The sequence below is a fragment of the Enterococcus hirae ATCC 9790 genome (assembly GCF_000271405.2).
GTDB classification, from domain to species: Bacteria; Bacillota; Bacilli; order Lactobacillales; family Enterococcaceae; genus Enterococcus_B; species Enterococcus_B hirae.
Genome location: NC_018081.1, coordinates 1,340,861 through 1,360,450, shown reverse-complemented (window position 1 = coordinate 1,360,450; position 19,590 = coordinate 1,340,861). Strand labels below are relative to the sequence as shown.

Here is a 19,590-nt window from a genome sequence, read left to right as displayed (position 1 = left end):
TTAGAAGTATTGATAGGCATCCCCAACATCTATCAGACAAATTATTTTCTATAGCATAAGAAAAAATAAAATTTACGTCAATATAAACAAGCAACTATAAAAAAATAAAATGCTCTTATTTATTTTAATTATGAGGTAAATAACTAAAACCCACAGAAATCCACATAGGACTTTTGTGGGTTTCAGCTATTTAGATCAGATAAAAGAAACAGAAGCTATCTCTTGATAATCAACGCATTCTTGTCTCGAACACTTATGACAATTTTTCAACTAGTTCCTCTAATTCATTTAATCGTTGTTCAAACTTAGTCATAGCTGATTCGATATAATCAGCTTTTGTCATGTCGACGCCTGCTTTTTTCATGACTTCAACTGGGTAATCACTATTTCCTGATTTCAAATAAGTAAGGTATTTTTCTAGAGCATCTGGCTCTTGACCCCAAATTTTATGCGCCAAAGCAGAGGCAGCTGAAAAGCCTGTTGCATATTGATAAACATAATAATTATAGTAGAAATGTGGGATACGAGACCATTCATATTTGATTTCCGGATCTTTTTCTACCGCTGATCCATAATATTTGGCATTCAATTCCCCATAACTGTCGCTTAGATATTCACTGGTCAAAGGTACACCTTTGGCATCTTCTTCATGCATGAAATGCTCAAATTCTGCAAATTGTGTTTGTCTGAAAATCGTTCCTTTGAATCCATCAAGATAATGATTCAAGACATATGCACGAACACGTGGATCTTGTTCAGTTTCAAGCAAGTATTCTGTCAAAATATTTTCATTAGTTGTTGAAGCAATCTCTGCTAAGAAAATGGAATAATCACCGTAAACAAACGGTTGATTTGAACGAGTAAAGTAACTATGCACACTATGTCCCATTTCATGTACGAGCGTAAATAATTGATCCAACGTATCATGCCAGTTCATTAAAATATAAGGATTGGTATCATAGCTTCCTGAAGAATAAGCGCCACTTCGTTTCCCTTTATTTTCGATCACATCGATCCAACGGTCAGCAAAAGCTTTTTCTACCACTGACAGATATTCTTCCCCCATTGGTGCCAAAGCTTCCAAAGCTTTCTGTTTCGCTTCTTCGTAAGTGAACTTGATAGGAGCTTCTCCTAATACTGGTGTATATAGATCATACATATGCAGTTTTTCTACATTTAAAAGACGTTTGCGTAATTCCATATAGCGATGCAATAGCGGAAGATTTTTATTGACTACTTCAATCAATGTATCATAAACACTTTCTGGGATATGATTGTTGCTCAAAGAAGCTTCTCTAGCAGAATGATAATGGCGAATTTTTGCTTTGTAATTGTGCCCTTTGATATGGGTACTCAATGTTGAAGCAAACGTATTTTTAAATTGATCATAGACACGATAAAGCCCTTTGAATGCAGCTTCTCTAACTGTACGATCTGTGCTTTCCATCAATTGACCATAGACACCATGAGAAAGCTGGATTTTTTTCCCATCTTCTCCCACGATCGTAGGAAACTCTAGATCGGCATTGTTTAAAACAGCAAATGTATCACTGGAAGCGCCAAAAATTTCTCCTGCTCCAGCTAGTAATGATTCTTGTTCTGCAGATAATATATGCGCACGATTATCCACCATTTGTTTTACGTAATGACGATACAGTTCTAACTTCGGCTCTTGCTCAAAATACTGCCAAATCTGCTCATCCGAAAGTTGAAGGACTTCTGGTTCATACCAAGAGACTGCTTCACTTACTTTAGAAAATAAACTTCCTGCTCTCGCATATAACGCTTGATAAGTCGTATTTGCTGTATCTTGGTCATTTTTTAAATGAGCATAGACATAAATGAGTTCCACTTTTCGGTAAACATCTAAAACAAATTCAAGCGCATTCAGAAATTCTGTCGCACCCTTTGCTAATGTTCCTTTATATTGATCGGAATTTTTTAATTCTTCTGTTAATTCTTGGTATTTTTCATCAAATTCTTGATCGCTAGAAAAGATTTTGGTGAGATCCCAAGTCAGTTCTTCAGGCAATTCTTCTCGTTTTGGTAATTGGGTCGTTTCACTCATTTCATACACTCCTTTATTGTTTTCACTCTTTTTTTCTAATTCATATTGAAAATAGAAAAATGAATAAGCCTCTAAAATCAGCTACTCTTAATTAGTGTATCATAATTTATTTCTGTTTGACATCAAGAATATCTCCTCACACTCCTGGTAAAGCAATTGGAAAATCTTTTTCTTATCAACCATTGGATAAAGCCAAGTTGTTTTATTTGGTTCAATTTTTTGGAGCCAATTGAGATACTTCCATTGTTGGCTTCTGCCTGCTTGTTCACTGATGATTTCTTCAAATAAAAGACGATAAAAGAAAACTTTTTCTTGAAAATAAAAAAAATCGACTTTCTGCGTACATCCACGGAGATAAATAAAGTAAATGTTTTTTCTAAGATAGAATTGTTTTTGTAAATGAACGTATTTAGACTGACGATAGTATAATTTTTTTGTAACCATTTTTGACAGCCAACATTAGTAAGAACTTTTTGCCGATTTTGATTCTCCATCTGTTTTTCTAATAGACTTACAGGAGATTCACTAAAGAAAGGCCAGCTGATTGTTTCATAGGTTACTGTTCCAGAAAATAATTCTGCCAAATGACAAAACAAATATAATCTTTTTTCTAGCCAATCGATTTTCCATAAATGAGTGCCCATAGTGTCATTGTACATACAAAAGTACTTTTCTCTCGTTTTTAAACGATCATTATTGAAAAAAGCAGAACCTAAGATCCACCAAACACGATAGTTTTTGCTTAGATATCCTTTTGTTCGTTCTTTCATCCGTTCATAAGCGAGAACTGAACACTGAATTTCTATGGCTAGATCCCCGCAAAGGATATCTGGTCTTTGTCGAAGGGTTGGTAAATAGGCTTCTAAGACAGGCGGATGAGTAACAAATTGTCTACACCACTCAAAAAAATATTTTTTGAGTTGGAGATGCTCCGTTGTTTCTTTCTCACTAAAACCAAAACAATCCTGTAAATTTTTGTGAGCAAAATGTGCTGTTTTTTGCTGCCCAGTTTTTAATATCACTGGTTCCTTACAAGCTGGGCAGAAAAGACTTTGCCGTTTCGTACATGTTGTAGCCAGAAATCTTTTTCCATGTTTATCGATTGCAACCATCATAAATTAGCTGCCCCCCTTCTAAAAGAAAATACGTCAAAAAAGAACCTGATCATTTTCATTGATCAGATTCTTCAAATTGTTTCTTTGATTATTTGCTGCTTACGCAAAATAAAATTTTGTACGTTCCAAAGCATTTCGTTCCATAAGTAATTGCGCATATTCGTTCAATGTTTCAATGGTCCGATCGCTTCTTTCTGCAAACTCTAAAATTCGAGCTACTTCATTAGCGACATCTGTTTGGTTTAAATCTTCCATCCAAAAATGTACGGCTAAATAGTAGATACCATCTAGTAAATACAAATCTGTCCAGGCTGATTCCAACTCGACATCATTGGCTAGTTGAATCATTTGTTCAAAGTCTTCAAAAGCAAAAATCGCTTGGTGTTCTGTTTCATCGGAAATGCGTTCAGTCGTTTCTTCTTCATTATTTAAGATTTGTTGCTGGATAAATTCAGTTACATCATCAGAATCTAAAGAGTCTTCGTCTTCTTGGAGCATTTCTTCATTCGGTAAGTTTTTACTAATAAAAAGTTCTAAACCGTCTCCTTTAGGAAGCACTTGAAATGTAACAGCTTCGCTACTGCGGAACTCATCTTCAATATCAACTTCTTCTAAAATACTGTAGAAAAAATTTTCGATCTCTCTATGGTTACCAAGCAAGTCTAAAAATGAGACGCCTCGCTCTTCTAAATCTTCATGACCGATCATTACTCGGATCGTATTTTCATTAATATGTTCCATTTCCATCTGGCTACACCTCACTTTGCCACAACTATCAATATAACTTCATTGTAGCGAAATAAGCTTAAATGTAAAGAAAAAAATTACCATTTAAAATCAAAATAAGTTTTTAATTTAACCTTGACATCATTTTTTTCACTTAGCTAAACGTAAAAAAGAGCTTAGGACAAAAAGCCACTCCTAATGCGAGAACGAATAAACGGCATTCAAAAAGTAATCCTTAACAATAAATCGAATTTTTGATACCAAGTATTTTGGTCTTCTCAAATCTTGCTATCAGCAAAAGAATAAAATTCATTTACATGTTACATCTAGTTATATGTACTTTCTATTCTGGTAAAAAAAAACTTAGAAAAACTACAAAAATAGTTTTTCTAAGTTAACGTTTATTTTCTATAATCCAGCCATTAATTGTGCTTGACGCAATTCCAATTGACGTACATCACGTGGTAAGAAACGACGGATTTCATCTTCATTGAAACCAACTTGTAGGCGTTTGTCATCGATCATAATCGGACGACGCAACAATCCAGGGTTATTTTGAACGAGTTCTAACAGTTCTTGCAATGGTAAATCATCAAGATCCATGTTTAGTTTTTGGAAAACTTTTGAACGTGTTGAAATAATTTCTTCTGTGCCATCTTCAGTCATTTGTAAGATTGCCTTTAATTCTGAACTATTTAATGGTTCAGAAAAGATATTTCGTTCAACAAATGGAATTTGATGTTCTTGTAACCACGCACGGGCCTTTCTACAGGAAGTACAACTTGGGGAAGTATATAGTGTTAACAACGTGCACTACTCCTTTTCATGACTAATGTCACTTTTTTGTAACAGAAGATCATTATAATCTTCCATCTGTTTCTATTATACATAATCAACTTTTAAATAGCTAGCTTTTTTCATAATATTTTATCAAAAAAATGAAAGTTATCTAAGATTTATATTCCGTAAAACCAACGCTTTACGTTTAGTTAGCAATTAAAAAATGAGAGTTTTCAAATTTAATTCAAATATAACCTGCCATTGAAACAGGCTTTAAAGTTGTACTATTATTTTATTACTCATCCTACAAAAAAACGGTTTCTTTGAAAAAATTATGTTTTTTATTTCTGTCTGCTTTATTTTGTTTGCTATTACAACAGTCCTTTTAATTGAACCTAACCCTTATTTTGTCCGCTAATTAAGCACCCTTTTATATTACAATGGTTATAAAATGAAAATCACTACAAAACGCCTTATCGTCATCATTAAGTGTTATTTTATATTTTAATCATTTTCGTTTTTCTGTATTAAAAAAAACATTCTTTATCAAGTAAAATAGGATTATTCTATTAAAATTAGTCAGAATTTCGTTTCATCGAGGATTAATTTATTCATCAGATAATCAAATGATATTCAATTTTACTATTTTAGTGAAAAAAACTGAAACTTAAAAAGCTTATTCTGTCAAGAAAAGCGAAATATAGTAATAAAAACCTTTATTTAACAACGTTTTAACCGGTATTTTTCTGATACAATAGTCGAGGATTTATGAAAAAAATGATGAAAACCGAAAGGCGTGTAGAATTTGATTAAGTCAGTTGTTTTTGACGTTGATGATACGATGTACGATCAACAACAGCCATTTAGAAATGCGGTAAAAAAAGTAGTGCCGCTTGTTTCAGATATAGATATGGGACCATTATATCTCCGGTTCCGTCATCACAGTGATGAAAATTTCCCTAAAGTGATGGCAGGAAAATGGACCTTGGAGTATATGCGTGCACATCGAATCAGCCAATCACTAAAAGACTTAGATTATCCACATATTACTGAAGAAGAAGGTCTTTATTTCCAACAAGTTTATGAAGAAGAATTAGATAATATCTGTCTTCATGAGGAAGTAAAGAAAACATTGGACTTCTTGACTGAAATGAATATCCCGCTCGGAATCATTACCAATGGTCCCACCGATCATCAAACCAAAAAATTGAATCAACTTCAATTAGCAAACTGGATTCCTTCACAGCATATGATCGTTTCGCAAGCAACAGGATTTCAGAAACCAGAAAAAGAGATTTTTCAACTTGCTGAAGAACGTTTCAATCTAACTGCAGAAGAAACTCTATATGTAGGCGATAACTACGACAATGACGTATTAGGTGCTAAAAGAGCTGGTTGGCAAGCGCTTTGGTTTAACCATCGTGAGCGAAAAGTTGATGGTCCATTGAACTGTGATATCGAAATCACCTCATTTGATCAATTATTAGAAACGATGAAAGTAATTTTCAGCTAAAGCATCCATGCACAGCTCCTAGCAAAACAAATAACTAAAAAACTCTCGAAACATAATCTTGTTTCGAGAGTTTTTTATTATTGAGTCTTAAGATTTAATTATTTTTTGTTTCAAAATTTTTAGTCTTCCAGGTCTCCGACACTCAGAATCATCCGGATATCATCTTCCGTTAATTTGGTTAATTGGTCTTCATTTCCTTGGATGACTTTTTGGAATAACTCTCTTTTTTCTTGTTGTAACGAATCCATCCGCTCTTCAATCGTTCCTTCTGCAATCATGCGCCAAACTTCGACCACATTTTTTTGTCCGATACGGTGCGCACGTCCTGCCGCTTGTTCTTCAATGGCTGGGTTCCACCATAAATCATACAGAATTACCGTGTCTGCTCCCGTTAAGTTGAGTCCGGTTCCGCCAGCTTTCAATGAAATCAAAAAGACATCTCGTTCTCCTTCATTGAATGCATCTACCATCGTTAAACGATCTTGCGGTTTGGTGCTTCCTCTTAAGTAAAAAGTAGAAATTCCTAATTCTGCTAGTTCTTCTTGTAAGATGGTCAACATACCTGTAAATTGAGAAAACAACAGAACCCGCCGATTGTTTTCTTTGGCTGCGACCAGTAGATCTTTGACTTGTTCTAGCTTTCCTGAGCCACCTTCATAATCCTCCAAGAATAATCTTGGATCACAGCAAATTTGGCGTAATCGTGTCAAACCAGCTAGAATACCGATACGATTCTTTTTAAAAGCTTCTGAGTCCATAGTAGAAATCTCTTCTCGCATCTGACGTAAATAAGCCAAGTACACGGTTTTTTGCTCTTCTGTCAATGCAGAATAAAGATTCATCTCGGTTTTTTCTGGCAGATCGCTTAACACGGTTTGCTTATCCCTTCGTAACACAAACGGACGAATCATTCGGGCAATTTCTTCAGGTGCCAGCTCTCTAAAGCGGGTCTTATTCGGGAAAAATCCCGGCATAATCGTCGCAAAGAGCGACCATAGTTCTTCCAAATTATTCTCAATTGGCGTCCCGCTTAAGGCAAAACGTTGCGGTACGCTTAATTCTCGTAGCGTTTGAGCTGTTTTAGTACTACTATTTTTAACCATCTGAGCCTCATCAAGGATCAAATAATTAATCGCATGTTTTTGATAATCTGCTAAATCTTGTCTTAAACTAGCATAAGAAGTGACTCTGATATCTGCCTTACGAGCTAATAGTTCTTCTCGTTCCTTTTTATTCCCGTTGATTACTTGGATGCTCAAAGAAGGAGCAAATTTTTTCACTTCTGCTTGCCAGTTATAGATCAAACTAGCAGGAGCGACGATCAAAGCAGAGAGTTCGCCTTTTTCTTCTTTTTCTGAAAGCAAATAGGCAATTGTCTGAAGGGTTTTTCCTAGACCCATTTCATCTGCTAAAATTCCGCCAAACTGGTAATTTCCCAGCATTTTCAACCATCGAAATCCTTGTTTTTGGTAATCACGCAATTCAGCTTGTAGACCTGCTGGCAAGGATACTTGATATTGTTCAGGTTGTATTAGATCTTGGATCATTTTTTGATAGGAGTCACCAAAAGTTGCTGAACTTCCTGCTAACTTATCTTGAATGATCAATCCTTGGTTTTTAGGCACATGGATCGTTCCAGATTCTGAACGGATCGATTCACGGAATTGTTGCAAGATTTGACTTGTTTGCTGAAACTCTTCGGAATCAAAGGACAGTACTTGCCCATTTTCTAACGTATAGAAAGCATCATTTCGCAACAAACTTTGTAAGACCTGATTGATTTCTTGTTCCTCAATCCCAGTCACATCAAAACGAATATCTAACCATGAACTGGTTTCTTCCACTTCAATCTTCGGTTGATGTCGATGTGCATCTAAATATAATTCCCGAAGTTTTTTCCCAAGGCGGACCTCACCAAACTGACGAAAAACGGCTAACTCTGTACGGAAAAAAGTATACAACTCTTCTCCTGTCGGCAATAAACGTTCATAGCCTGTATCATTTCGTTGGTAGCGATACATTTTGAACAAGTCTAATACGCGTTGTTCTTGGGCTTTGTCTCTTAATACTTCAGAAGCATTTTCAGCAATAACTTCATGTTTTTTATCTGTTGAAAAAACGACTTCATCATAGACAAAATCAACACGCGCCTGGATCTTGCCTTTCGATTTTCTAAAGAAGAAAATAAATTCCACTGGCACGTCAGCAACTTCTGCTTTCACTTCATCCGCTATGCTCACTTGACCAATTTCAGATAGCAATGGAATGATTTCTTTGAATAAGGAGGATAGTTCTTGCTTAAGAAACAATACTTCTGGTTTCTCAAATCTTCTCATAAGCTGTTTCCAAGTTAAATAGACTGCTTGTTGACGTTTTGTTAATGAATAAAAAGTTCCTTGGATCATTCCCCATTGATAATGAGTAAAGAACAACTCAAAGTCATTCAGTGCGCTTAATTGATAGGCCTCTTCTTTTTTTGTTACTTCAAATTCTAAGGAAGGCTCATTATCAGAAAATCGAACCCCTTGATAATTCACTTCTCCGATCTTCATTTGGAGTTTTGTCGTTTGGTTCATCTGTTCTAACAATGTTTTTGCTTGTTCGATCGGTAATAACAAATAACGTTTATCTAATTTCCCTTTGACTTGTAGGCCGTTTGCACCTAAAAGAAGTTGCGTTTGGGCACACTCAGCTAACGTTTTTAAGATTACTTGATCTTCTCCTTGAAAAGCTCGTTGATCTAGATGGAACTGGTATTGTTTATTCACAGTGTAGCGTTCATTTTCCATATAGGAATGTAAAAAATCAAAAATGTTTTTAACGATATACGTTTTCTTTGGCTGATCTAAATAGCCAATCCGCAAATAAACGGCTAAAATAGCTAATTCCGGATGATAATGATTGGTCTCAATCGTTTCTACTTGATATTCCACAATCAATGGTTGCGTCCGTGGTGAATTTTTTTTGACAGTTAGTCTTGAAAAACCTTTCGTTAAAATTTCACCTTCGCTACTTTTTTTGACTGGTTCTAACGTAGGTTGATCTGCCTTGATTATTCGTGAAAGATTCTTAGAGCGCAAGTACAGTTCGACTGCCACTGTATGCTTACAATAATGATGTTCTTCCCAATAAGGGCATTGGCAGAAATCGACTTCTTTGGCTGTCCCATCTAAATCGACCATATACAATTCACTGCCTAAGACTTCCGCATGCCAAACTTTTTCTTCTTGGTCAGGGACAACCGATAATACCCGTCCTTCTTGCAGATATTGACGTCCTCTTGCAATGACTTTTTCTGGAATGCTCCATTTCATCAGTTAATCCCCCTCTTATCCAAGATGATAGCGTACTTTACTTTGTCCGCTACCTTCTGTTTCGATTCTGATTTGTTGTACTACTCGTTCTTTTAATTCTCTCACATGGCTGATGATCCCGATCATACGACCTTCACTTTCAATTGTTTCTAATGCTTCAATCGCCATTTCAAGTGCTTCTTCATCTAACGATCCAAATCCTTCATCAATGAATAACGCTTCGATCAACACACCACCGGCTTGTGTCTGGATCACTTCAGCTAAAGCCAACGCTAAGGATAAAGCTGCAATAAAACTTTCGCCACCAGATAGCGTATGAGCCCCACGTGTCAGACCTGCTTCATCATCATAGATATTGATCTCCAACCCTGTTTTCCCACGGTAACTTCCCACTTCATCTGCAAGCTCAAATTGGTAACGATTTTTCGTCAGACGTTGCAATCGCACATTTGCCACTTGTAGTACTTCTTGTAAATACACTTGTAGTACGTATCTTTCCAAGCTGGTTTTTCTAGGGTTTTCCCCATTCATCGTTTGCGATAATTGTTGTAGTTGGATCAATTCATCTAATTGTTCTTGACTCGCTTGATAAATCGAAGAAAATTCTTCGATGATTTGCTGATTCTGCTGTTCTTGCTCTTGCAAGTGATAACAATGTTCCTGTTGTGTTTGAACCGCAGCTTTTAGCTCATCTAGTTGTTGCTCCAATTGTTCTAAATCAGGAAGTGTTTCAGCTAAAGCAACATGGTTCAACTGGCTTAAGCGGTCTTCAACGATTAATCGTTCTTTCTCATATGTGTTGACCAGTTGACTCTTCTCTTGGTATTCAACTGTTTGTTTAGCAAATGCCAATACCTCATCTGCTTCTTTAAAGTAAGCTTGCTCTTTTATTTTTGCTGAAATTTGCTCTTGGATACGCTGAATTTTATTTTCAATTTTTGCCTGTTGTTCATGAATATTAGCCATTTGCGCTTTTAACAAACTGATTTCTTGAGAAAAATGAAGTTCTTTTGTTTTTTCTTCTGCTAACCATTGGGCTTTCATCGCAACATTTTCTTCTAATTGGTTGACATCCTCAATCAAAGTCTGAGTATTTTGTCCTTCTAACTGTTTCGTCAAGGTAACAAGCTCCCCTTGTACTTGTTGGAGCTCTTCTTTGTTTTGGCTGATTTGTTCGGTGATCTTCTTTCGCTGATCTTCGATAAGACTTAAACGTTCAGTTAGTGTTTGAGTAGCGATTTTTGCCTGTGTGATGACCTCTGCACGCGAATCCAAATCATGCTGGATTTTTTCTAAGGATACAAGAGGATCATCTGCTATGGCAAATTTAAACGATTGCTGGATCAAATGTTGTAATCGTTCTTTGCTTTTTTGGATCTCTACTTGTTTTTCTGTTCCGAAGTTTTCCAAGTCAGCTATTTTTTGTTCTATTTGTGCTTTTTCTGCTTCACTACGCCCTATTTCTTGATTGATTTGTTCAAGGTTTGTTTCTGCCTCTGCTAAGTTTGCTTCCAGTTGGACAAACTCTTCTTGTTTGGGCAATACATGCTCATTTTGTTGTTTAGGATGCTCCGTTGACCCACAAACTGGACAAGGTTGCCCCGGTAATAATAGCAATTGTAACTTCGCAATTTGTTGGCTTGCCCATTGACTCTTTAAAAGATCAACTTGATTATTTTGTTTGCTTAACATTACTTGTTGAGCTTGGAGTTTTGTGATCAGTTCGGACAACTTGGTTTGATTCATCTTTAACTGTTCTGTATTCTGGTGATTTTCTGTAAGGATAGTTTGGTACTTTTCTTGCTCATGCCGAAGTTGTTCGTAACACAATTGATCACTGTGCAAGCGATCTTGGTCAAGCAGCAGTTCTGCTAGTCTTTGTTCTTCTTCTTTTAACTGGACTTGTTCTTGAAGAATTTTTTGTTCTTTTTCTTCTGCTTTTTTCTTAGCCTTTTGTAACTCTTCACTTTCATTTTGCTTTTTTTGCCATTCTTCCGCAATTGGGATCAATGACTTCATGACTTGTAATCGATTCGCTGCATGTTCCATTTCTTGTTGGGCATTTTTTCTTTCAGGTTCCTCTTTATGCCACCGTGCATACGCTTGTTCTTGTTGCACGAATGTTTCAGAACAAGTCTGTTCTTTATCAATCAGTTCTGCTTGTTCTTTCTGGTATTCTTGACTTCGTGTCAACGTATCGACCAGTCGTTCAGCAAATTCATAATGAGTGATCCATTGTTTTATTTCATTGATTTCACTTTCTTGCTGGATCAATTCTGCATGTTTTTGCTCTAATTTTTGCTTTTCTTCCTGACGTGTTTGCAATGTTTGCGAATGATAATAGGTATCTTCTAATTTCTTTTGTTGTTCTTGTAAATGAACCAGTTTATTTTTTTCTTGGAGAAGTCTTTCTTGTAATGTTGTTTGCTCTGCCTGCCAATAAGTGAATAACGCATCAAAACTTAAGGTTTCAGGAACCGTTCCTGTGTCCAAAGGGATAAACCGTTTTTGCAGCAAACTCAATTCTTGCTCAAGATGATCTAAATTTTTTTGATGTTCTTTGGCTTTTTCTTTCAATTGTTCATTAAGTTGTTGGAAAAATTGCGTGCCAAACAAATTACGTAAGACAATTTCTTTCTCACTACTTGATGAAATTAAAAAATTACGAAATTCTCCTTGAGGTAGTAAAACGATCTGAGAAAACTGTTTCGCATCCAGATTCATTAATTCTTTGATTAATTGATCCACTTCACTACGTTTCGTGTATTGGCGCATTTCTTTGCCCGCTTCATCAAAGATCGTCAAAGAAACTTTTGCTGCTTGCTTTCGATTGCCTTCACCTTTACGTTTGGCCAAGAGTTGTTCTGGCTTACGTTCAATCTCATAATTCAGCCGCTGATGCTCAAATGAAAAAAAGACACACGTTTCTTCTTCAGGCGTAGCAAAAAGAGACCGCATTTCTTTACCAGTCCTGATTCTGCCAGAAGTTTCACCAAACAATGCATAAGTCATTCCATCAAAAAGAGTCGTTTTTCCTGCACCTGTTTTTCCAGTAATCAAAAATAGTGGTGCTTCGGTCAATTTCGCAAAATCAATTGTCTCGTCAATAAAAGGACCAAAATTTTTTAGTCGTAATTTCTTGGGTTTCATTACTGATCATTCCTGTCCGTGAGTTCTTGTAGCGTTTCTTTTAACCAGATTTCCTGCTTGTTCGTCAACTGTTCCTTGGTCATTTCTTTGAAAAAGCCTTGTGCGATCTTATGTGGATCCTTTGTCATCATCTTTTTTGTTTTCCCTGTTTCAGTTCTACTCGACCGTTTGAACGTTCCACACCAAGTATCCGTGGATAGATTTTTCTTAATTGATTCATCATGTTAGGGATAATCGTTCGATCTTCCAAATAAATTTGGAGATAATTTTCACGATTGATTGTCTGATAAAAATCTGGATTCAACAGCTCTTTAAAGCTTGCTGTTATTTCTTCAATATCATATAACGGGGTCAGTTCTCGAAAATTCAAAGAGACGTCCTCTTCTAAATCTACGATCCAAACACCTTTTTTTTGATTGATTTCTGACAATGAAAATTTTAAAGGCGACCCACTGTAACGGGCATTTTTTTGATTCAATGCTGCTTGATTGTGGAGGTGTCCTAATGCGACATAATCAAATGGTTCAAGTAAATCTCCTGGAACAGCATCTAATCCGCCTACTTCAATTTTGGTTTCTGAATCTGATTTCATACTCCCGGTCACAAAAAAGTGACTCACTAATACTTGTTTTTTCGTTGAGTCAAACTGCGTTTTCATTTTCTCAATGACTTTTTCCATTGCTTGTTGAATGGTGCGTATCTGCTCATCTTCAAAATATATCCTCGCTGAGATTGGTTCAAAATAAGGCAAAAGGAAAAATTGCGTATCCTTGAATATGATTGGTTGAAAGGCTTCTGCCAATCTAGTTTGTAAATAATAATCGGACTGACTGAACCAAGGTGTTCCTGTCGAAAGACGAATACCGCTATCATGATTTCCGGATATCGCAAAAATCGGAAATCCTTCCCGTAGATTCCATTCGACCATCAATTGATTGAACACTTCAATGGCATCCACCGACGGAACACTTCGATCATAAAGATCTCCCGCAATCACGATTGCATCAACATTTTCTTCTTTTGCAATTGCTAAGATCTGGGTTAAAACATGCTCTTGTTCCTTGATTCGATCGTATCCTTGTAGTTTTTTTCCAATATGCCAATCAGCTGTATGTAAAAAACGCATCTCATCACCTCAAAAAATGTCCTTCTAATTATTATAACACTTCCCCTCATTACATGATACCTAGGATCATTACGGACTAAAACAAATAGGCGATGAAAAAAAGTTGCTGATTCCGTATAAACATAGATAGTCCCATGCTTAGAAAGAACCGCAACTTTTATCATTACCTTGCGCTTTGATTTTTATTGAAAAAGAATCATTTACTTTTTATTTTTGATTTCATATTTAAAGTCAGGATTGACTTCTTTGTCTAGTTGATCGAAAGCGGCTTGTGTTCTACGTTCGATTTCTGCCATTCCTTCTTTGTCTGTTTTTTTGATATCAGACAAATCGATCGGTTCACCAAAACGCACAACCACCCGTTTGCGCTTGAATAAGTCACCCAAAGTCAATGGTCCTTGGTAGACAGCAGGAACGATTTTTGCTTTTGACATTTTAGAAATCAATGCCATTCCGCCTTTCAATTCCGTTGCATGTCTTGTTCCACTTGGGAACATGATCAAACCTAAATGAGTAGATTTTAAAATTTTAACAGGCGTTTTGATGACACTAGGTCCTGGATTTTCTCTTTTTACTGGAAACGCATGGGCATGTGTCAAAATAAAGCGTAATACTGGATTTTTGAATAATTCTTCTTTTGCCATAAAGCTAAATTCTTTAGGCGAAGCTGCTACAGCAAGATATAAAGGATCCCACCAAGTTCGATGTGGCGCTACCAAAATATAATTCTCGTCTTGTGGTAAAACTTCTTTATTTTCATATCGGGCATTGCCGTTGATCACTGCTAAGATCACTCGGACTAGCCCTCTCATAAATCGATAGAACATAGTCTCTTCCTTTCTAGGTGTATGGTCATAGTATGCCTAAATTTAGGAAACTTTACAAGGTACCTTGGTTCTTTTTTATAAAAATAGTATAATACAATCACTTAGTTTTTTCATTTTGGAGGGAACCCATGCTTCACGAAGATGAACGGATCGATCAATTATATGCAAATGATATTAAAATCATTCAAAGTCCTCACGTTTTTTCTTTTTCACTAGATGCTGTTTTACTTGCTCATTTTGCACGTGTACCGAAAAAAGGACAAATCGTTGACCTCTGTGCAGGAAATGGTGCAGTCGGTCTTTTTTTGAGCAAACGAACGAATGCGTTGATTGATGGCATCGAAATTCAACCACGTTTAGCGGATATGGCAAGACGTAGTATCCAATTAAACGAGCTAACACACCAAATGACCATCCATACGCTTGATTTAAAAGAAAGTTTATCCGTTGTTCGTCATAATTCATGTGATTTAGTCGTCTGTAATCCCCCTTATTTTAAGGGATTACCAACCAATAAAAAAAATCCAAATGAGCATTTAGCGATTGCTCGACATGAAATCCATACTACTCTTGAAGATGTGATCCAAATTTCTAGTAAATTATTAAAAACCAATGGACGCTTTGCAATGGTCCATCGCCCAGACCGCTTTTTAGAAATTATTCAGTTACTAGAAAAGCACCGTATCGCCCCTAAAAAAATTCAATTCGTTTATCCAAAAATGGGGAAAGAGGCAAATATTTTGTTGATCGAAGGAATCAAAGAAGGCAAGTTAGATGGCTTTAAAGTTGCTGCACCGTTGATCACATACATGCCTGATGGGAACTATACAAATGAAATCCGAGAAATTCTTTATGGCCAATGAGCATTATTTTTATGTCTTAGCTTGTAAAGATGGCACGTTTTACGGTGGCTATACGACGGATCTTTCAAGAAGATTAGCAGAACACAATCATGGGACAGGAGCTAAATATACCCGATTACAAAAAAGGCGCCCCGTCAAAATGATCCATGCTGAGGTGTTTGCAACTAGGAGTGACGCAACAAAAGCCGAAGCAGCCTTTAAAAAACTCACGCGCACTCAAAAAGAACGGTATTTAAAGACACAGCCCTCTCACATGTTGCCAGAACAATAATTTGGGGCAATATTATTGGGGCTGAATCGACCTTTTAAGGGAATGTACGAGAACTAAACAAAAACACAAAAATTAGTTTTTTGGCTGTTGATTGTTACCTACTTCAAACAATTGAAAAGACATCTTGAGATCCTTTCAAATGAGTTCAGCACTTATTGATGGAGGAAAATCGGCTCTATAATTTATGGGACTGATGATGTATCGAGGTTGCTTACGAAAGCTTCCAGAAGAATCCCCATATAAAGACAATCAAACGTGTAGCTTACGGACTTAAATCATTTGAGAACATGAATATTAGGATCTTTTTGAGCAATCAATTAATTAACGTGAAATAACAAAAAATCCGGGTCAGAATGAGGTTCATTCTGACCCGGATTTAATTTTATACCACTTATCAGTCCTTATTGACAAAGAGCCGGAAAATCAAGATGTCTTATCTCTTATTCAACTATTCCGTACTACCATTTCCATTAGCAGAACTAGCTACACTACCACTATTAGTATTCGTATCATTTTGGGTTGATTCACTTGAAACAGTTTTCTTCGTTTTATCTTTCCCTAATAAAGTTTCACTTACTAAATGGATATAGTGTTTCATTCCTTCTGGATTTGGATGTACTTGGTCATCATAAAACCAATCATTGTGGCTATTACTATAATCATACCAGTCGATCAATGTAAGATTATCGTATTTTTTAGCCATTTGTGCTAACAAGGCATTCACATCGTTTTGCCAACGTTTTGTAGGAACGCGGACATTTACCCAGTAAACTTTACGATCTCCTAAGGCACTCATGATGCTATCAAATTGCGATTCAGAAAAGGCTCCATTTGTTCCTAAGCCAATCAAAACCGTATCTTTCAATAGGTTTTGTTTTTTCAGTTCTTCAATATATGGCTCACTCGCATATAATTGTCGACCAACGTCTCCATCAACAACAACTTTAGGATATAACTCCTTCAAATCAGTCGCTGCATCTAACATGACTGAGTCCCCAAATGCTGTCAATTCTAATTTCTGCGCTTTCTTTCCTTGTTTAGCTGTTAGCCCATATTTATCAAGAACTGCTTGATCAACGGTGTTGGAATTATTATCTTCATTTTTCTGGCTTTCCTCCGCCAATCTTTTACTTTCAGCAATTTGTGCTTGTAATTTTTTTTGATCCGCAGTCACTGAATTCTTAGGTGCTGTAACAAAACCAACAAGAGCGATCAACACCATCAATATTCCCGGAATGACCCAAGGTTTTTGCTTGCTGATAATCGGCTTAGTGAACCAGCCTTTGACTACTTGAATCGTTTGTCCATAATCGAATCGTGCCAAAGGACGTTCAATGTAGCGATAAGAAAGTTCGCTAATGATCAGGATCAATGAAATCTCGATCAATGTATGAAGCAAAACATGATCCGCAATATTCGCAACTTTTGCTTCATAAAAAATCATGACTGGAAATTGATACAGATAGATGCCGTAACTTCGTTTACCGATCCAAGAAAACACGGGATTGGCTAACCATTTGTTCACACTTGCGCCTGGATGCGCTGTTACCGCAACTAAAACGACACAGAAGAGACTAACTAACAGCATGCCCCCATAATAGACAAAACTATAATGATCATCTAACAAGAAAAAGAAGAGGATCAATGCGATCAGTGAAATCAATCCGGCTAGATTCAACACCCGTTTTGCTTGCTTTGGAATATTTTTTTTCAATCGGGTACTTGGCCAGATAAAAGCCAAAGCACTTCCTAACCAAATTGAAAACAATCGCGTATCTGTTCCATAATATACTCGAGTTGGATCACCGCCTGGCGTAAATAGGATCATCATGAGGATCGCAGAAATAAGTGATCCTCCTAAGACTGTATAAACGATCCACTTCTTTTTACGTACAAAAACCATTAACAAAACAAAAAGAATGGGCCAAACTAAGTAGTTTTGACCTTCCACCGCCAATGACCAAATATGGGTAAACGGTGATTCATTGGCAAATCGATCAAAATAAGACAAACCATTTTTTATTTGCCACCAGTTGTTGACATACAATAAACTACTAACGACTGTTCCTCGTAAGTTATTCAATAACCCTCGTTGAAATAACGTAATATAAGCAGATGCAGTGATTAGTAAAAACACTAATCCTGGATATAACCTTTTCATTCGTCGGACATAAAACTGCCAAATATTGATTTTGCCATTTTGTTCCCATTCTTGCCGTAATAAATCAGTGATCAAATAGCCTGATACAACAAAAAATATCGGGACGCCCAAATAACCACCCTTCAAACTTGTAGGGAGCAAATGGTACAAAATCACTCCTACTACTGCCAAAGAACGAATACCGTCAAAACCAGTAATGTAGCGACTATTTTTTAACCTTTTTGTTTTTCCATTCAATATTCCAACTTTTCATAAACTTTTTTCATTTGTAATATACGTGTATTGTACAAAAATAGCAAGAAAAATTCATGTGATTTTCGCTATCATTTCTATCTTCCCATAAAACTTTGAAAAAAAGAATAACTTTTTCCGCAACTTTAATAAAAATTCAACTATGAACAACGTATAACTAAAAATAACCTTGAAGTCTCAGTAAGATTACATCTAACTGAAAGAATCACTTTACTAAGATCGTTACGACAAATTTAGCAAAATGAAGGGTGAAAATCTCAAAACAGGATAAACTGTTTGAAGATTCTCACCCTCCAGATACAAATCAAGCTATACAATGCCCAACTTTATCAAACGATTTGTAGAATAAAGTTGTTTCCAGCCACACTGATCGATTCATTTATTTGGATATGTCACTTTTTCTGTCAATAAGTTGCACTTGCACTAAACGCCCTCTTCATAAAACCGACCAAGAATTTGGACATTTTCGGCGATACTGACAAACGCTTGTGGATCAGAAGCTTTCATCGCTTCTCTTAACAAAGGCAACTCATAGCGTGTAACGATCGTCATCAACACCGTTTGTTTATCGTGCTTGTAAGCTCCTTCTGCCTCATTGATGATCGTGATTCCACGACGCATACAGTTTTGGATTTCATTGACTACTCGTTCGGGATGCTTCGTTACGATCATCACTTGCATTTTCTTTTGTTTCGTATACATCACGTCGGTTACTTTCCCACTGACAAAGATCGAAAGTGCGCTATAAAACATGTATTGCCAGCCAAAAAGGATACCAGCTACGAAAACGATCAATGCATTGAAGTAAATCGAAATTGAACCAATCGATTTTCCTGTCTTTTTACGAATAGTGATACTGACGATATCCAAACCACCTGAGGATAAGCCATTTCTTAAGGCTAACCCGATCCCTAACCCCATCACAGCACCCCCAAAAATCGCGCAGATGATTGGATCAGTTGAAAGAACCGTTAGAGGAAGGATATGGATACAAAGTGACGTCAATGTCACGGTGATAAATGTAAAAATCGTAAACTTCTTACCGATTTTCACCCAAGCAAGAACAAATAAAGGAATATTCAATAAGTATAAAGTCGTTGAGACGGGTAATTCGAATCCAATCAACGATTTAGATAAAGTAGTCAGTATTTGTGCCAAGCCAGTGATTCCGCTTGAATAAATATGTCCTGGTTGATAAAAAAAGTTTAGTGCTACTGATGCAATCAATGCATAAACGATAGATACCGAAAGCTTGGTCGTATAATCATGATGCGCCCAATTTTCGAAAGTTTTTTTCATTGCTTTGTATTTCCGGTTACGATCTCGTAATTTTCATATGAATTCGTATGAAGAGACAATCATTGTCTGGAAGTCAATTTCTCTCTTTTCCCGGAATTTCCTTTCTTAATTTTAATTTGGATAGT

At 36.4% G+C, this 19,590-nt stretch carries 12 protein-coding genes and 1 pseudogene; 3 read left to right on the top strand and 10 right to left on the bottom strand.

The features are described from left to right. Positions 1–253 precede the first annotated feature (253 nt). The 4 genes from pepF to spxA all read right to left on the bottom strand — a co-directional run bounded on the left by pepF (position 254) and on the right by spxA (position 4,716). Positions 254–2,068 (bottom strand): oligoendopeptidase F, encoded by a 1,815-nt coding sequence (gene pepF, locus EHR_RS06465; RefSeq protein ID WP_010737099.1) that lies wholly within the window; start codon positions 2,066–2,068, stop codon positions 254–256. Positions 2,069–2,190: 122 nt separating this feature from the next. Then, entirely contained in the window at positions 2,191–3,183 is a 993-nt protein-coding gene (locus EHR_RS06460) for a competence protein CoiA (RefSeq protein ID WP_014834449.1), read from the bottom strand. A gap of 99 nt (positions 3,184–3,282) precedes the next feature. Continuing rightward, complete coding sequence (locus EHR_RS06455; protein ID WP_010720865.1) at positions 3,283–3,930, bottom strand: adaptor protein MecA; 648 nt, start codon at positions 3,928–3,930, stop codon at positions 3,283–3,285. A gap of 387 nt (positions 3,931–4,317) precedes the next feature. After that, entirely contained in the window at positions 4,318–4,716 is a 399-nt protein-coding gene (gene spxA, locus EHR_RS06450) for a transcriptional regulator SpxA (RefSeq protein WP_002296384.1), read from the bottom strand. A gap of 778 nt (positions 4,717–5,494) precedes the next feature. On the opposite strand from spxA, the gene EHR_RS06445 reads away from it, so the two are divergent. Continuing rightward, on the top strand, positions 5,495–6,202 hold the full coding sequence (locus tag EHR_RS06445; protein WP_010720866.1) for an HAD family hydrolase: 708 nt from the start codon (positions 5,495–5,497) through the stop codon (positions 6,200–6,202). 119 nt (positions 6,203–6,321) lie between these two features. Here the strand turns inward: EHR_RS06445 and EHR_RS06440 are convergent, their stop codons facing one another. The 4 genes and pseudogenes from EHR_RS06440 to EHR_RS06425 form a co-directional block, all read right to left on the bottom strand. Then, on the bottom strand, positions 6,322–9,516 hold the full coding sequence (locus tag EHR_RS06440) for a DEAD/DEAH box helicase (RefSeq protein ID WP_010737097.1): 3,195 nt from the start codon (positions 9,514–9,516) through the stop codon (positions 6,322–6,324). 15 nt (positions 9,517–9,531) lie between these two features. Further along, positions 9,532–12,666: an SbcC/MukB-like Walker B domain-containing protein gene (locus EHR_RS06435; protein ID WP_010737096.1), complete on the bottom strand. Its 3,135-nt coding sequence runs from the start codon at positions 12,664–12,666 to the stop codon at positions 9,532–9,534. Further along, positions 12,666–13,792 (bottom strand): annotated as a pseudogene (locus EHR_RS06430) (exonuclease SbcCD subunit D). Before EHR_RS06430 ends, EHR_RS06435 begins: the two are co-directional and overlap by 1 nt. A gap of 200 nt (positions 13,793–13,992) precedes the next feature. Next, on the bottom strand, positions 13,993–14,619 hold the full coding sequence (locus EHR_RS06425; RefSeq protein WP_010720870.1) for a lysophospholipid acyltransferase family protein: 627 nt from the start codon (positions 14,617–14,619) through the stop codon (positions 13,993–13,995). A 128-nt stretch (positions 14,620–14,747) separates the two neighbouring features. On the opposite strand from EHR_RS06425, the gene EHR_RS06420 reads away from it, so the two are divergent. Both EHR_RS06420 and EHR_RS06415 read left to right on the top strand, forming a co-directional pair. After that, positions 14,748–15,482 (top strand): tRNA1(Val) (adenine(37)-N6)-methyltransferase, encoded by a 735-nt coding sequence (locus EHR_RS06420; RefSeq protein WP_010737094.1) that lies wholly within the window; start codon positions 14,748–14,750, stop codon positions 15,480–15,482. Continuing rightward, on the top strand, positions 15,472–15,753 hold the full coding sequence (locus tag EHR_RS06415; RefSeq protein ID WP_010737093.1) for a GIY-YIG nuclease family protein: 282 nt from the start codon (positions 15,472–15,474) through the stop codon (positions 15,751–15,753). Before EHR_RS06420 ends, EHR_RS06415 begins: the two co-directional genes overlap by 11 nt. A 448-nt stretch (positions 15,754–16,201) precedes the next feature. Here the strand turns inward: EHR_RS06415 and EHR_RS06410 are convergent, their stop codons facing one another. Both EHR_RS06410 and EHR_RS06405 read right to left on the bottom strand, forming a co-directional pair. Next, positions 16,202–18,151: an acyltransferase family protein gene (locus EHR_RS06410; protein ID WP_014834446.1), complete on the bottom strand. Its 1,950-nt coding sequence runs from the start codon at positions 18,149–18,151 to the stop codon at positions 16,202–16,204. Between the two features lie 438 nt (positions 18,152–18,589). Beyond that, complete coding sequence (locus EHR_RS06405; protein ID WP_010737091.1) at positions 18,590–19,465, bottom strand: YitT family protein; 876 nt, start codon at positions 19,463–19,465, stop codon at positions 18,590–18,592. Positions 19,466–19,590 lie beyond the last annotated feature (125 nt).

Bases quoted from the DNA above. Each gene is read 5' to 3' on its own strand.
- pepF (WP_010737099.1), bottom strand. From the start codon at position 2,068: ATGAGTGAAACGACCCAATTACCAAAACGAGAAGAATTGCCTGAAGAA.
- EHR_RS06425 (WP_010720870.1), bottom strand. From the start codon at position 14,619: ATGTTCTATCGATTTATGAGAGGGCTAGTCCGAGTGATCTTAGCAGTG.
- EHR_RS06460 (WP_014834449.1), bottom strand. From the start codon at position 3,183: ATGATGGTTGCAATCGATAAACATGGAAAAAGATTTCTGGCTACAACA.
- EHR_RS06435 (WP_010737096.1), bottom strand. From the start codon at position 12,666: ATGAAACCCAAGAAATTACGACTAAAAAATTTTGGTCCTTTTATTGAC.
- EHR_RS06405 (WP_010737091.1), bottom strand. From the start codon at position 19,465: ATGAAAAAAACTTTCGAAAATTGGGCGCATCATGATTATACGACCAAG.
- EHR_RS06415 (WP_010737093.1), top strand. From the start codon at position 15,472: ATGGCCAATGAGCATTATTTTTATGTCTTAGCTTGTAAAGATGGCACG.
- EHR_RS06440 (WP_010737097.1), bottom strand. From the start codon at position 9,516: ATGAAATGGAGCATTCCAGAAAAAGTCATTGCAAGAGGACGTCAATAT.
- EHR_RS06420 (WP_010737094.1), top strand. From the start codon at position 14,748: ATGCTTCACGAAGATGAACGGATCGATCAATTATATGCAAATGATATT.
- EHR_RS06455 (WP_010720865.1), bottom strand. From the start codon at position 3,930: ATGGAAATGGAACATATTAATGAAAATACGATCCGAGTAATGATCGGT.